Source organism: Carboxydothermus pertinax (genome assembly GCF_001950255.1).
In the GTDB taxonomy this organism is placed as follows: Bacteria; Bacillota; Z-2901; order Carboxydothermales; family Carboxydothermaceae; genus Carboxydothermus; species Carboxydothermus pertinax.
On sequence record NZ_BDJK01000008.1, the window covers coordinates 25,877 to 40,892 of the forward strand.

A 15,016-nucleotide genomic window follows, 5' to 3' on the forward strand; every position below is an offset into this window, starting at 1 on the left:
TTGTTCAGGTGGTTCTTTGGGGAAATACGCTTTAAACTTCAGGGAACTGATATCGAGCGCTTTTTAAACCTAGCCTTTAGCCGACAAATTGACTTAAGGGAAGTAAAATATAACAAAAATGGACTTACTTTTAAAACAACTCTGAAAAATTTTCGAAAAGTAAAAGCGTTAGGGAAACAGGTAGGGGCCAAAACTCAAGTAATTTCTAAAGAGGGATTGCCTTTTTGGGGGAAAAAGATTTTAAAAAGGCCAGGGATAATAGCCGGGCTTTTTTTACTTTTAGGTATAATTTATACCTTAACTGGATTTATCTGGTTTATTGATGTAAAGGGGTTTGGTCAGGAAAAGGAAAAAGTCTATAAAATTTTAAGGGATAAGGGAATTAAACCCTGGACCGAGAAAAGAAAGATCGACGAAAAATATTTACAGCGGGAAATTATGGCCCAAATGCTCAATGTTTCCTGGGTGAGCATTGAAAAAAAGGGAGTCTGGCTTATTGTTAGCGGTAAAAGGCAAAAAGGAAATATTGGGCAAAAATATAAAAAGGCCGATATTGTCGCTAAGCGAGATGGCATAATAAAAGAGATCCTGGTGTTTCGCGGAAGCTTAAGAGTACGGATGGGACAAAAGGTTACTGCTGGCGAGGTGCTTATTTCCGGAGTAGATGAGTGGGGCAATGCCATTGTTGCCGATGGGACGATCAAAGCAGTTACCTGGTATAAAAAACAGGTATCGGTTCCTTTAAAAGAAGAACGGCTTGTTCCTACCGGACGTGAAAGTGAATTAATTAAACTTTATTTTGGCAGACACGAGATAACGATAAAAAAACCTAAAGAAAAATTTTCAATGGCGATTTTGGTAGAAAAACGTTATAGATTGCCAGGGTGGAGGAATATAATCATTCCTATCGAACTATATAGAGTAACTTATAAACAAGTAAAAAAGAATGTGAATTACCTAACCCTTGAGGAAGGAGCTCAAAAGGCGTATAATTTAGCATTAGAAGAGCTTAAAAAAGAAGTGGATGCGAGGCTTATTACCTATTTAGAAAAAAGCGTTTCTGGTATGGGGGATTCGGTAACGGTAACGGTAAAAGCTCAGGCCTTTGAAAATATTGGGCGACTTTCGGGAATACAGGAGGAGTGAATTTGGCTAAAAAAGAACAGCATGTGGTCGTAGCCGATCAAGAGTTTTTTCGGGCTTTATTTGGTAAATACGATGAAAATTTAAAGCTCATTGAAGAACTTTTGCCGGTAACTATAAATTTAAGAGAAGGAGAAATCCTGGTATCCGGGGAAGAAGAGGCGGTTAATAAAGCGGTTGGGCTTCTAGAAGACCTTTATAATTATTACCTTGCCGGAAATCCTATAACTACCCGGGAAATTCGCTACGCTTTTGCCGCAGAAAAAAGTGGAGTTTTAGGTCTTTTAGGGGATGAAACGGTTTACATTACTCCACGGGGTAAAAAAATAAAGCCGAAAAGCCTTGGACAAAAAAAGTATTTAGAAGCTATTAAAAAACATGATATTGTGTTTGCGATTGGCCCTGCAGGAACCGGGAAAACTTATTTGGCTGTAGTTATGGCGGTTTTAGCTTTAAAGCAAAAGGAAGTGGCCCGGATCATTTTAACTCGGCCGGCAGTGGAAGCAGGGGAGAAGTTAGGCTTTTTACCCGGAGATTTACAGGAAAAAGTGAATCCTTATTTAAGGCCGTTGTACGATAGTTTATATGATATTTTGGGGCTGGAGACAACTCAAAGATATTTAGAAAAACAAATCATTGAAGTTGCTCCTCTTGCGTATATGCGGGGCCGCACCTTGGATGATGCTTTTATTATTTTAGATGAAGCGCAAAATACCACTCCCGAGCAAATGAAAATGTTTTTAACCCGTTTGGGTTTTGGTTCTAAAGCGGTAATTACTGGGGATACAACGCAGGTAGACTTACCCCGGGGTCAGGAATCGGGACTGGTTGAAGCAGAACAAATCTTAAAGCCGATTAAAGGCATTAGTTTTTCTTATTTTTCCCGGGAAGATGTGGTTAGACATCCCTTAGTCCAGGAAATAATTGAGCAGTACGAAAAAGCCCGGAAAATCAAGGACAGGGAGGGAACGGGTCATTCTTAATTTTAAAATAAAGGTATGGTTGGAGCGGCTAAAAAATAATCAAAGGCTAATCCGGGGATTAGTGTTTACTGGTTTTTTCGTTTCCTATCTTTTTTTAATGTTTTTGGAGTTTTTTCCGCACCAAATAAGCCTTCAGGTAGGACAAGTTTCTCCAGAAACTATCAAAGCTCCTCGGAGTATAGTTTTTGAAGATAAGGCCAAAACCGAAGAAGCCCGGGAAAAAGCCCGCAGTCAAGTACCAAAAGTTTACTTAATTAACCCAGAAACCAATGGGGCTATTTTGGGGGAAGTAAACAACTTTTTCTTAAATATTGAAAAAATTCTCAAGCAAAGTCTTCCTCAAAAACAAAAAGAAAAACTAATTACCGCAGAAGTGCCTTTTACCTTGCCCGCGGGGATGGCTTATGACTTAGCTGGCATTACAGTAGAACGCTGGAAAGCTTGCGGGCGAGCTGCAACGGAAATTTTGGGGGAACTTTTAAAAAAAGAAATAACTCCAGAAAATTTTACCGAAATTAAGGCAACCCTTCCGGACAAGGTTAGCCGGTATAATTTAAGTTACCCGGAAAAAGAGGTTTTACTTTTAAGCTTAAATTATTATTTACGGCCCAATGCAGTATATGATCCGGAAGCTACCGAAAAGCTTCGGGATCGAGCGGCGCAAGCGGTGCCCAAAGTCTGGGTATCGGTAAAGCAAAATCAAAAAATAATAGGAGAAGGGGAAATAGTAACTCCGGAACATTTAGCAAAATTAGAGGCTTTGGGGCTTTTAAAGCCAAAGCCTTCCTTTAGAAATTTTATTGGAGCAGTTTTTATTATTTTATTTACAATGTTAACGCCGCTTTTTTATCTCTACCAGCAGCGGCGAGAGGTGTTTAATAATTTAAATTTATTAGTGTTATTGGGGATAATTTCCTTTTTTATTCTGGCTCTTGCAAAAAGCATTTTAGCCATAAATGTAGGGGCTTTTCCCGAGATGACACCCCTTGTTGGCTATGCGGTACCTTTAGGTGCTGCCACTATGTTAATAGCGATCTTAATTGACTTTAATCTTTCCCTTTTAATGACAGCAATTCTAGCTCTTTTAATTGGAATTGGGACGGAGTTAAATCTTAAAATGTCGGTAGTGGCCTTTTTTTCAGGCCTTGCCGGTGGTTTTGGTGTTTCCCACCTAAGCCAGCGTAAAGATTTAGCTCGAGCTGGGTTAAATATAGGAATTGTAGCAACAATAGCGATTCTTGCTTTAGAGCTAATTGATAAAACTTCATTGAGTACAGCTTTTTTAGCAGCTTTAGTTTTAGGTCCGATAAATGGAATTTTAGCTGCAGTTTTTACCAACGGCTTTTTACCCTATTTAGAAACGACCTTTAAAGTTACCTCGGCGGTTACTTTATTAGAACTAGCTACTCCTTCCCATCCCCTTTTAAAGAAGCTTTTAATGGAAGCTCCAGGAACTTACCATCATAGCTTACTGGTAGGGAATTTAGCGGAAGCAGCAGCGGAAAAAGTAAATGCTGATAGCCTTTTAGCCCGGGTGGGGGCATTTTACCACGACATTGGTAAATTAAAACGGCCTTACTTTTTTGTGGAAAATCAGTTTGGCAGCACCAATCCTCATGAAAAGCTAACTCCTAATTTAAGTACTTTAATTGTAACCTCCCATATCAAAGACGGGGTAGAGCTGGCCCGGGAGTATAAGCTCCCGGCGGTGGTGGTGGATATTATTGAACAGCACCATGGTACCAGCATCTTAAAATTCTTTTTCCAAAAGGCAATAGAAATAAACGGGTCGGAGGTAAAGGATGAAGATTTTCGCTATCCAGGACCTAAGCCCAAAACTAAAGAAGCAGCTTTAGTAATGCTGGCTGACTCGGTGGAAGCGGCGGTACGTTCGTTAAAATCCCCAACCCCCGGGCGGATAGAAGGCTTGGTACGAAAAGTAATAAAGGACAAGCTTTTAGATGGGCAGTTGGATGAATCTAATTTAACCTTTCAGGATTTACACAATATTGCTCAAGCTTTTGATAAGGTATTATCGGGAATTTTCCATAACCGGGTGGAGTATCCGGACATAAATCCGGAAGCTCTAAGAAAGGAGAAAAAATCTTGACGGAAATTAATAATCTTCAAGATAAAGTGCTGGTAGATGATATTTTACTTCAGGCAATAGAGAAAGCTGTAAGTTTTACTTTAAACGAGGAAGGATGCGAAGGGGTAGTAAGTGTTGCGCTGGTAGATAATAATTACATTCAGTCTTTAAACCGGGATTACCGCCAAAAAGATACTCCAACCGATGTTTTATCTTTTCCCTTAGCCGATGATGAAGACGATGTATTAGGAGATGTAGTGATTTCTTTAGAAAAAGCATTAGAACAGGCCAAAGAGTATGGTCATAGTTTTTTAAGGGAAGTTTCCTTTTTAACAGTGCATGGAGTTTTACATTTGCTTGGGCACGATCATTATACAGAGGAAGAAACCCGTATTATGCGGGAAAAGGAAGAAAAAATCTTAAAAGCTCTGGGATTGGAGCGTTAATATGCGCCGAAGCTTAAAAGAAAGCTTTAGCTATGCCTTTTGGGGATTAATTTATAGTTTACGTACCCAGAGAAATATGAAAATTCACTTTTTAGCGGGTATTGGAGTTTTAACCCTTTCTTTATTTTTGCCTTTTAACGGATATGACTACTTATTTGTTTTTTTTGCCGTAGCTCTGGTAATTATAACGGAAATGATAAATACGGCTATTGAAGCCACGGTAGATTTGTTTACAAAAGATTATCACCGCCTTGCCAAAATTGCCAAGGATGTTGCAGCAGGAGCAGTGCTCCTGGCGGCAATAAACAGTATTGGAGTATTTTTTCTTGTGATTATACCAAAAATAAAGGGCTTATCTTATTTAAATCTCTACCGAATCAGGCTTTATCCTTTTCATATTTTACTTTTGTTAATAGGGCTTTTGTTTCTTCTATATACTTTCCTAAGTTATGGCAGGTCGCGAGGGGGGAGAGGGCATTTTTAAGAAACTTGGCAACTATTTTTTAACCGGTCTCGTAGTAATAACACCTGCGGCTATAACTATCTACATCTTATATACCTTATTTTCCTTTTTTGACCGGCCCCTGAGAGGTTTTTTTGCAAAGATTTTTGGTCTTGACATTCCTGGGCTTGGGTTTTTAACAGTAGCCCTCTTGATACCTACCGTTGGCATGCTGGCTACCAATTTTATCGGCGGAAAAATCCTTAAAAAATTTGAGCAACTTTTTATAAAGCTTCCGGTGACTCGTACCCTTTATAAGACATCTAAGCAATTAATTGAAACTTTTTTGCATCCCGAAAGGGATGCTTTTAAAAGTGTGGTATTGGTAAGGTATCCCAATGAAAATAGTTATGCGTTAGGCTTTATAACCGGTTCTGGACTTAATGAAATAAATGAAAAAACCGAGGAAAAGCTTTTACCGGTCTTTCTACCTACTACTCCCAACCCAACTTCGGGCTGGCTTTTATACTTGCCCGAAAGGGATGTAATACCATTAAATCTTTCGGTAGAAGATGCTTTAAAAATTATTGTTTCCGGTGGTATTGTCCAGCCGGAAAGGGAGGTATGGGATGAGTTATAAATCGGGTTTTGTTTCTATTATTGGGCGGCCCAATGTGGGAAAATCCACTCTTTTAAACCAGATGGTCGGGACTAAAATTGCTATTATGTCGGATAAACCCCAGACTACCCGAAATAAAATCCGGGCAGTTTTAACCAGCGCTATGGGGCAAATTATTTTTATTGATACTCCGGGGGTCCAAAAGCCCCGCAATAAACTTGGCGAATTTATGTTAAAACAAGCGCTTACTAGTTTAAACGAGGTAGATGTTTTATTATACGTGGTAGAAGCTAATTCCCCCATTGGGCCCCAGGAAAACTATCTCCTAAAGACTTTAGCGGAAGTAAAAACTCCAATTATCCTTGCGGTTAATAAAATTGATATGGTTAAGATGAGTGAGGCACAAAATATTGCCAGTCAAATTAAAAGCAAAATACAAGTTGCTAAAACTTATTTTTTATCTGCTTTAAACGGAGTAGGTGTTGCCGAATTGTTGACGGGAATTTTTGAATTATTACCCGAAGGGCCTCCTTATTACCCGGAAGGTCAGGTAACCGATTATCCGGAACGATTTATCATAGCGGAATACATTCGGGAGCAAATATTACACTTAACCCGGGAAGAAATTCCCCATTCGGTAGCGGTAGTGGTGGAAGAGGTAAAACCCCGGGAAAATAGCAATACTGTATATGTGTCAGCGATAATTTATGTAGAAAGAGATAGTCAAAAGGGAATAATAATTGGTAAAAACGGCCAGATGTTGAAAGAGATTGGTCAAAGGGCAAGGTTAGAAATTGAGCGGCTATTAGGAAGCAATATTTACCTTGATTTATGGGTAAAAGTAAAAGAAGACTGGCGAAATAAAGACGTCTGGATTCGTAATTTTGGCTTTACCGAGTTTGAATAACCTTTAGTAAAAGAGCGGGCTTAGGCCCGCTTTAGTTTCAGGGTGTAGTAATATAAAAATTTTTTATAGGAGGGCTATTATAAAACAAAAACGTGAAATATAGAACAAATTTAGGTCTTTGATAATACTGCATTTTTGTCATAAGCAATTAAGCAATAACGCCTTTAATACCTCTTTTTCCGGGCGAAATGTGAAAATTATAACATTGAGAATATATTGAAAATTTAAATTTGTATGGTAAACTAATAATCGAATGGTCAGACCATCATACGGCCGTATGGTATGGTAAGTGACAAAATTTTTCAGGAGGGGTATGAGGTGAGCTGGACGCAAAATTATGATCCCCTTGGCAACATTGCGTTGTCGGCATTGTTGGCGGCGCTTCCGATTTTTTTCCTGTTCTGGGCGTTGGCCATCAAAAAAATGAAAGGATATATGGCGGGTCTTTTGACGTTGCTTTTGGCCATTATTGTTGTGGTTTTTGAGTACAAAATGCCCGTAAATCTTGCTTTGATGTCAGCGGTAAACGGCGCTTTATACGGACTTTTCCCTATTGGCTGGATTGTGTTTACGGCGATTTATCTTTATAATCTCACCGTTAAAGCTGGGCAATTTGAGATTATCAAAGATTCCATTGCATCCATTACCGAAGACCGCCGGCTGCAGGCCTTATTAATTGCTTTTGCCTTTGGGGCGTTTTTAGAAGGTGCTGCTGGTTTTGGGACTCCGGTAGCAATTACAGCAGCGATGTTAATGGGGCTTGGTTTTGAACCACTGTATGCAGCTGGGATTTGTTTAATTGCCAACACCGCTCCGGTAGCCTTCGGGGGCATTGGCATTCCGGTTATTGTGGCGGGACAGGTAACGGGAATTGACGCCATGGCGATTAGTAAGATGATAGGTCGCCAGGTACCGCTTTTATCGGCAGTTATACCGGCCTGGATGGTCTTTATTATGTCCGGCTGGAAGGGACTTGTCGAAGTACTGCCGGCGGCGCTGGTAACTGGTGTTGTCTTTGCGGGAGCTCAATGGTTTTCGGCAAACTATCTTTCACCGATGCTTCCGGATATTATAGCTTCCCTGGTTACGATTATAGCTTTAGTCTTATTCTTGAAGGTCTGGAAGCCGAAAAATATCTGGCGGTTTGCCAATGAGCCTCCGGCAACATTACAGGTGAAGAAACACTCTGCCGGAGTTATTTTAAAAGCCTGGTCGCCGTTTATTGTATTAACGATTTTAGTTGGCGACTGGGGGTTAAATCAGGTAAAAAATGTTCTGGAGCTTGTTACCCTTAAGTTACCTATTCCTGGGTTAGATGGTTTAATTTACAAACCGGGGGCTGATAAAGCAATGGAAGCGGTCTTTAAATTTAACTGGCTGTCAGCTGCCGGTACAGCAATCCTTATTGCTGCAATAATTACAATTTTAATTTTACGAATTAGCTTTAAAGATGCGGTTAATGTGTTTGTTGAGACTCTTAAGAGTTTAAAATATCCGCTTATTAACATCGCGGCAGTATTAGGCTTTGCATATGTTGCTAATTTCTCCGGGATGAGCCAAACGTTGGGCTTATCGCTAACCGTTACAGGAAAAGCTTTTGCCTTTCTTTCACCAATGCTTGGCTGGCTCGGGGTGTTTATAACCGGTTCGGATACTTCGGCTAATGCTCTCTTTGCTAAACTCCAGGCAGCTTCTGCAGAAAAGCTGGGAATACCTTTGGTTTTAACAGTGGCAGCCAATACCTCGGGTGGATTTACCGGAAAAATGATATCACCTCAAAGTATAGCGGTAGCAACTGCTTCGGTGGGGTTGGTAGGCAAAGAAGCAGAGCTTTTCCGGCTCACTGTTCTGCAGAGCTTTTTGTTTGCCATCGTAGTAGGGATAATCACATATCTTCAGGCGTACTACCTTAAAAGCTGGATTCCGGCTTATAAAATGATTGAAAACGCAGTAGCCGCTGCTCAAGCTCCGGTACATACCGGCCCGGGACTTACCATTCTTGGGATTACCGCAGTGGTAATTTTAGCCCTCTGGGGTTTAGTTGCAGCCTTTAATAAAAAATAAACTAAAATAAAACTAATCGGGGGGAACCATTCCCCCCGGATAGTTTTGGGGAGGTTTTTTTAAGTGGAAGCACTGGCCAAGTTAGAAAAAATTCTTGGTTCCGCGAAGATTAAAACGCAAACGGAGGAGCTTTTTGTTTACGGTTATGACGCCACGGCAGGGTTAAAAAACCAAATGCCTTTAGCGGTGGTATTTCCTGAGAGCACCGAGGAGGTAGTCGAGATTGTTAAATGGGCCAACGAATATAAAATTCCCCTTTATCCGCGGGGTTCAGGGACTAATTTAAGCGGTGGAACTATTCCGGCGGCAAAAGGGGTAGTGGTAGAGTTGAATCGCCTCAATAAAATCTTAGAGATTGATCTTGATAACCTTACGGCTACCGTGGAGCCGGGGGTAATTATCAACGATTTAAACGAAGCGGTGAAACCCTACGGCTTGATTTATCCGCCGGACCCGGGAACGGTTACTACTGCTACTATGGGCGGTTCAGTGGCCGAGTGTTCCGGTGGGCTTCGGGGTTTAAAATACGGGGTAACCAAGCATTACATTATGGGAATTGAGGCGGTAATTGGTACCGGGGAACTTTTAAAATTTGGCGGCAAGACCGTTAAAAATGTTACCGGCTACGATTTGCCTGCGTTAATGGTGGGTAGTGAAGGTACCCTGGGAATTATTACGAAAATTATTGTAAAGCTTATTCCCGCACCGGTAGCCAAAAAAAGCTTCTTAGCTGTATTTAACAGTATTGACGATGCTGGGAACGCTATTGCCGAAATTATTAAAAATCGGGTTATTCCGGCAACTTTAGAAATTATGGACCAAACAACTATCCGGACGGTGGAAAAATTTAAAAACATTGGTTTACCGGTAAATGCCCAGGCCATTTTACTGGTGGAATCCGATGGCTATCCGGAACAGGTGGAAATGGAAGCTAAGATTATTCGGCAGGTCCTGGAAAAGAATCGGGGAGAAGTATCTGAAGCCAAAAATGATGAAGAGCGAGAAAAACTCTGGGAAGCTCGGAGGGCGGCATTACCGGCTTTAGCCCAGGTAAGTCCTACAACTGTTTTGGAAGATGCCACAGTTCCCCGGAGTCAAGTTCCTGCTATGTTAAAGAAGTTAAAAGAAATTAGTGAAAAATATAATTTAATTATTGGTACTTTTGGCCATGCTGGCGATGGGAATCTTCATCCTACAATCCTAACCGACGAAACTAACCGGGAAGAATGGCAGCGCGTGGAAAAAGCTGTGGAAGAAATCTTTAAAGCAGCTTTAGAACTTGGAGGAACGCTTTCCGGGGAACACGGCATTGGCATGGCGAAAAACCGTTTTCTCCTCTGGGAAATGGGGGAAGCGGGGGTTAATCTTTTAAAACGCTTAAAACTTGCTTTTGATCCCAATAATATCTTAAACCCCGGGAAAATGGCGTAGGGGGGGAAGGTTTGTGATTGAGATTCAACAAGAGTTTTTAAAGTGTATGCGCTGCGGTAACTGCCAGGCGGTTTGCCCCATATATAAGGAAACTAAAATGGAAGCGGAAGTAGCCCGGGGAAAGATTCAGCTTATCAAAGGGGTTACCGAAGGGGTATTAAAGCCTACCGAATACCTGGCGGAAAAAATTGCTACCTGTCTTACCTGCCTTGCCTGCCAGGAAAACTGCCCCAGCGGGGTTAATTATGAGAAAATTCTCTTATATGGCAGGGATTATTTGGCCAAAGAAAATGGCTTACCGCCAGTGAAAAAAGCAATCTTTAAAGTTTTACGCAAACCCAGACTTTTTAATTTTGGCCTGAAAATGGCTTCCCGTTTTCAGGGTCTTGCCATGAAAAAGGTTAAAGGTCGATCGGGAAGAAAACTTCGGTTTGGCCTCCTCGAAGACCATGAAAACCGGCTGTTACCCGAGTTTTCTAAGGAAACTCTGGTGGAAAAGGCCAGGTCTAAACAAACTTCTGGGAAAGAAAAGCTTTTGTATTTCCCCGGCTGTATGATCAATAACGTTTATGTTAACGTTGGGGAAGCGGTAATTGATGTTTTAAAACACAACGGAGCACAGGTGGTAGTACCGGAAAAGCAAAGCTGCTGTGGGACTCCCGCCCGGGTGCATGGGGATATAGAGTCGGCCAAGAGCTTAGGACGTTATGTGATAGACACTTATCTTGCGACGGATGCCGATTACGTTATAACCAGCTGTTCTACCTGCGGGGTAACTTTACGACAGGGGTATGTTGAACTTTTTACCGATGAGCCGGAATACCTTGAAAAAGCCAAAAAGCTTGCCGAAAAGACCCGGGACATCAATGAATATCTAGTGGAAAAAGGCTTTATAAGACCCAAAAAACTAAATTTAAAAGTAACTTACCATGATCCCTGCCATTTAAACCGGAAGCTTAAAGTAAATAAGCAACCCCGTGAAATATTAAAAGCAGTTTTAGGGGGAAACTTTAGGGAAATGAAAAAGCCTGCTACCTGCTGCGGCGGGGCCGGTTCTTTTTCCCTGACCCATTATCCCCTCTCGAAAGCTATTGGTAGGAAAAAAGCTTTAGATATCATTGAAACCGGCGCGGAAGTAGTGGCTACTTCCTGCCCGGGATGCATGCTCCAGTTAAATGATGCCTTAGCCAAACAAGGTTCGAATATTAGGGTTTTCCATGTGGCAGAACTTCTAGCAGAGGGGTATAAGGAAAAATAATATTAATCATTGCAGGAATTAGCGGGAAAATAGAGAAAATAAATATAAAACAAAGAAGTTTTGCCGGAGGTTTTCTATGAATTTTCAGCAGATAAGAACCAAGAAAATTTACGAAGAAATAATCGAGCAGATTAGGTCGTTAATTGCCCGGCGGGAATTAAAGCCAGGAGATAAACTTCCGTCCGAAAGAGAACTGGCCGAAAGCCTTGGGGTCAGTAGAGCATCGGTTAGAGAGGCATTAAGTGCTTTAGAAGTATTGGGAGTATTAGAAGTAAGACCTGGGGAGGGCACTTTTGTCCGGGAAGTGGCAGCGGATAAATCCTTTCAGTCCCTAACTCTGTTGTTGCTGTTAGATACAACTTTGGAAGTTTTAGAAGTGAGAAAAATTTTAGAATCCGGGGCGATAGTACTGGCTACCGAACGGGCTACCGATGAAGATATAGAACGCTTAGAAGAGGCCGTTTTAATAATGGAAAAAGACTTAAAGCAGGGTGATTTAGGGGATGAAGCAGATTTTATGTTTCATTATGGCTTGGCACTAGCCACCCATAATTCCCTCTTGGTGCGCCTTATGAATTCCATTGCCGACACTATGCGCCAGTCTCTAAAAATAAACCGTGAGCGGCTTTTTAGAACTCCGGGGATGCCTGAAATTTTTTATAAATACCACAAAGAAATTTTAGAAGCAATAAAAGATCGAGATAAAATTAGAGCTCAAAAGGTTTTAGAGGAACATTTAACGGTGGCTGAAGAAAAATTGTTAGAAGAGTAAGGGAATGAAAATATTTTAGTTTTGAAAAGAGGAAATTATGAAATCTGAGGTCAGACCATCAGGACATAATACCAAAGGTGGTGATTGGGTGTTAAAGGAAAAGTTTATTACGGAACTTACTGCTGTGGGTGGCGAAGTTATTTGCTGTACAACCAATGAACAGTTAATTGATAGTTTGGCTGGGGTGTTAACCGGTCTTGGTGTCCGGAAAGTGATGTACTATCCCCATCCGCAAATTGAGGGGCTTTTAGAAAAGTTAAGGGAAAAAGTGGCGGTAGAACTTCCTAAGGAAGATTACCGACCGAGCGAAGAAGTTGAAGTAGGACTTACCGGTGCGGATTTAGCTGTAGCCGAGTCGGGTTCCCTGGTGCTGGTGGCGGAGGACCTGAAGCTTAGAAAAATAACCACTCTACCTTCGGTGCACATTGTAGTTCTGGAAGAAAGCCAGATTGTGGAAAAATATGAAGATGTATTTAAACATTATGCTGGAAAGTTACCGGGATACTTAAACTTTATCACCGGTCCCTCACGAACTGCTGATATTGAAAGGGTTTTAACCATCGGAGTTCACGGACCGGGGCGACTCATTGTATTTTTAAAAGAGGGTGAGGCGTAATGGCTAATAAAGAAAAAATAAAAAAAGCCCTTGGGAATCCCACCTTACGTCGGGCATTAACCAACTTTGGCAACAATTATGTTTTAGCCCGGGAAAAAGCTTTTGGCGATGTTGATTTTGAAGAGCTGCGCCGGGAGATAAAGGCGGCTAGGACCGAGGTCAGGCAAAAGCTCGATCTTTACGTGGAAGAATTTCGGACCAATGCCGAGAAAAATGGTGCCCGGGTTATAATTGCCCACTCGGCTAATGATGCAAGACAAGCAATAGTAGAAATATTAAAGGCGAAAAACGCCAAAATTGTGGTAAAATCAAAATCCATGGCTTCCGAAGAAATTCACCTGAATGAAGAGCTTATTAAACACGGCATTGAGGTAGTGGAAACCGACCTTGGGGAGTGGATTCTACAGCTTGACGGGCAAAAGCCCTCCCACATGGTAATGCCGGCAATTCACCTTACCCGTGAAGAAGTGGCTGCTATTTTTTCCAAGGCACTGGACCGGGAAGTAGCTCCGGATATTGCCCAAATGGTTAAGCTTGCCCGACAGGAATTAAGGGATAAGTTTTTAAAAGCCGATGCCGGGATTACCGGTGGCAACATTGCGGTAGCTGAAACCGGCTCAATTTTTCTCTTTACCAATGAGGGAAATGCCCGGCTAACCACTACGTTGCCCAAGGTACGGATAAGTTTAGTGGGGGTTGAAAAATTAGTTCCTAAGTTAAAGGATGCCATCCCAATCATGCGGGCCCTTCCCCGAAACGCTACTGCCCAGAAAATTACCAGCTATATGACCGTGATGACTGCGGGGGCCGGCCAGGAGCATTATATAATTTTACTGGATAGCGGACGGATTGAGCTAAAAGATGACCCGGTGTTTGCAGAACTTTTCCAGTGTATCCGCTGTGCCGGTTGCTTGAACGTTTGCCCTGTTTACCAGCAGGTTGGGGGCCATGTCTTTGGGCATGTTTATACCGGACCTATCGGTACCCTTTTAACCGCTTTCTTTCATGGCTTGGAAGCGGCTAAAGATCCACAAGCCATCTGCGGCAGTTGCCTTAAATGTGCTACCGTTTGCCCTGCGGGCATAAATTTACCGGAATTGTTGTTAAAATTACGTCAAAGGGTTGTTGAAACTTATGGACAACCGTTTGTGCAAAAATTTATCTTTGAAAGAATCTTGGCCAATCCCAAGCTTTTCAACTCTCTTTTAGGTCTTGGTCGAAAATTTCAGGGGATTGTGGCGGAAAACGGCGAGATTAAATCTTTACCCTTTGGTTTTGATAATCTTACTTCTTTTAGAGTGTTTCCAACCTTGGCTAGGGAGCGGCTTTACAAAAAATATCGGGTTCGGCCAAGGGAAAAAGGAAATAAAGGCAAAGTGCTGTTTTACAGCGGTTGCTTAATTGAACACATGTATCCCGATATTGGTGAAGATGTTTTCTTGGTTTTAGAGAAAAACGGTTATGAAGTGGTTTTACCGGAAAACCAGGGATGTTGCGGGGCTCCCGCATATTACTCCGGAGATTTACAGGCTGCCGTGAGGATGGCTAAAAACAACATTGAGGCATTTTTAAAGCACGATTATGATTATATAGTCACTGCCTGCCCTACGTGCAGCGAAACCCTAATGCATTATGAAAAATATTTAGAGGATGACGAAGAGTACCGGGAAAAAGCCAGGGAAGTATCAAGGAAGGTAATTGATTTTACCGATTTTGCCTTTAAGTATTTGGCGGTTGGTGAAGGGAAAGTATCCGGGACCTTTACCCTGCACGATTCCTGTCACGCCCGTCGGGGCCTGGGGCAGGTAAAAGAGCCCCGGGAGCTAATTGTTAAAACCGGGGCAAACTTAGTGGAGATGGCTAACTCTGACCAGTGCTGCGGCTTTGGGGGATCTTTCTCCATCAAATATCCGGAAATTTCCGAGAAAGTGTTCCAAAACAAATACCAAAACATTATGGAAACCGGGGCCGAAAAAGTAGCGGTTACCTGTCCGGGATGTCTTATGCAAATTGATGGCGGTCTTAAAAAACAAGGAGCTCAAGTAAAAGTCGAGCACTTGGCATCAATTCTTGCTAAAACCTATAAATAGTACTAAAGGGACGGTTCTGGCAGCGAACTATTTCTAAACAGTATTGAAAAAATGCTCGCTCGTTGAACCGTCCGAGACCCCTGAAAAAAGTATTATAAAAAATAGAAAATGTAGAATAAAATAACAATAGCCCCTAAATTTATGATATAATTTATG

The 15,016-nt window shown here is 41.7% G+C and carries 13 protein-coding genes; all 13 read left to right on the forward strand.

Annotated elements, in window-relative coordinates; genetic code table 11:
* Window positions 1–1,146: a sporulation protein YqfD gene (gene yqfD, locus cpu_RS02870; RefSeq protein WP_075858493.1), complete on the forward strand. Its 1,146-nt coding sequence runs from the start codon at window positions 1–3 to the stop codon at window positions 1,144–1,146.
* Window positions 1,147–1,148: 2 nt separating this feature from the next.
* Window positions 1,149–2,126 (forward strand): PhoH family protein, encoded by a 978-nt coding sequence (locus tag cpu_RS02875; protein WP_075858494.1) that lies wholly within the window; start codon window positions 1,149–1,151, stop codon window positions 2,124–2,126.
* Between the two features lie 19 nt (window positions 2,127–2,145).
* Window positions 2,146–4,236: an HD family phosphohydrolase gene (locus cpu_RS02880; RefSeq protein WP_077177140.1), complete on the forward strand. Its 2,091-nt coding sequence runs from the start codon at window positions 2,146–2,148 to the stop codon at window positions 4,234–4,236.
* On the forward strand, window positions 4,233–4,661 hold the full coding sequence (gene ybeY, locus cpu_RS02885) for an rRNA maturation RNase YbeY (RefSeq protein WP_075858495.1): 429 nt from the start codon (window positions 4,233–4,235) through the stop codon (window positions 4,659–4,661). The genes cpu_RS02880 and ybeY overlap by 4 nt, the downstream gene beginning before the upstream one ends.
* Before the next feature lies 1 nt (window position 4,662).
* On the forward strand, window positions 4,663–5,145 hold the full coding sequence (locus cpu_RS02890; RefSeq protein ID WP_075858496.1) for a diacylglycerol kinase family protein: 483 nt from the start codon (window positions 4,663–4,665) through the stop codon (window positions 5,143–5,145).
* A complete protein-coding gene (locus cpu_RS02895; protein ID WP_075858497.1) occupies window positions 5,111–5,743 on the forward strand; it encodes a DUF502 domain-containing protein in 633 nt (210 codons plus the stop codon). Before cpu_RS02890 ends, cpu_RS02895 begins: the two co-directional genes overlap by 35 nt.
* Window positions 5,733–6,629: a GTPase Era gene (gene era / locus cpu_RS02900; protein ID WP_075858498.1), complete on the forward strand. Its 897-nt coding sequence runs from the start codon at window positions 5,733–5,735 to the stop codon at window positions 6,627–6,629. The genes cpu_RS02895 and era overlap by 11 nt, the downstream gene beginning before the upstream one ends.
* A 318-nt stretch (window positions 6,630–6,947) precedes the next feature.
* Window positions 6,948–8,693 (forward strand): L-lactate permease, encoded by a 1,746-nt coding sequence (locus tag cpu_RS02905; protein ID WP_075858499.1) that lies wholly within the window; start codon window positions 6,948–6,950, stop codon window positions 8,691–8,693.
* 63 nt (window positions 8,694–8,756) lie between these two features.
* Window positions 8,757–10,124: an FAD-binding oxidoreductase gene (locus cpu_RS02910; protein ID WP_075858500.1), complete on the forward strand. Its 1,368-nt coding sequence runs from the start codon at window positions 8,757–8,759 to the stop codon at window positions 10,122–10,124.
* Window positions 10,125–10,137: 13 nt separating this feature from the next.
* A complete protein-coding gene (locus cpu_RS02915) occupies window positions 10,138–11,382 on the forward strand; it encodes a (Fe-S)-binding protein (RefSeq protein ID WP_077177142.1) in 1,245 nt (414 codons plus the stop codon).
* Window positions 11,383–11,458: 76 nt separating this feature from the next.
* Window positions 11,459–12,154 (forward strand): FadR/GntR family transcriptional regulator, encoded by a 696-nt coding sequence (locus cpu_RS14175; protein ID WP_075858501.1) that lies wholly within the window; start codon window positions 11,459–11,461, stop codon window positions 12,152–12,154.
* A 37-nt stretch (window positions 12,155–12,191) separates the two neighbouring features.
* Window positions 12,192–12,770: a LutC/YkgG family protein gene (locus tag cpu_RS02925; RefSeq protein ID WP_077177143.1), complete on the forward strand. Its 579-nt coding sequence runs from the start codon at window positions 12,192–12,194 to the stop codon at window positions 12,768–12,770.
* Window positions 12,770–14,860, forward strand: a complete 2,091-nt coding sequence (gene ldhH / locus cpu_RS02930; RefSeq protein ID WP_075858503.1) for an L-lactate dehydrogenase (quinone) large subunit LdhH — start codon at window positions 12,770–12,772, stop codon at window positions 14,858–14,860. Before cpu_RS02925 ends, ldhH begins: the two co-directional genes overlap by 1 nt.
* Window positions 14,861–15,016 lie beyond the last annotated feature (156 nt).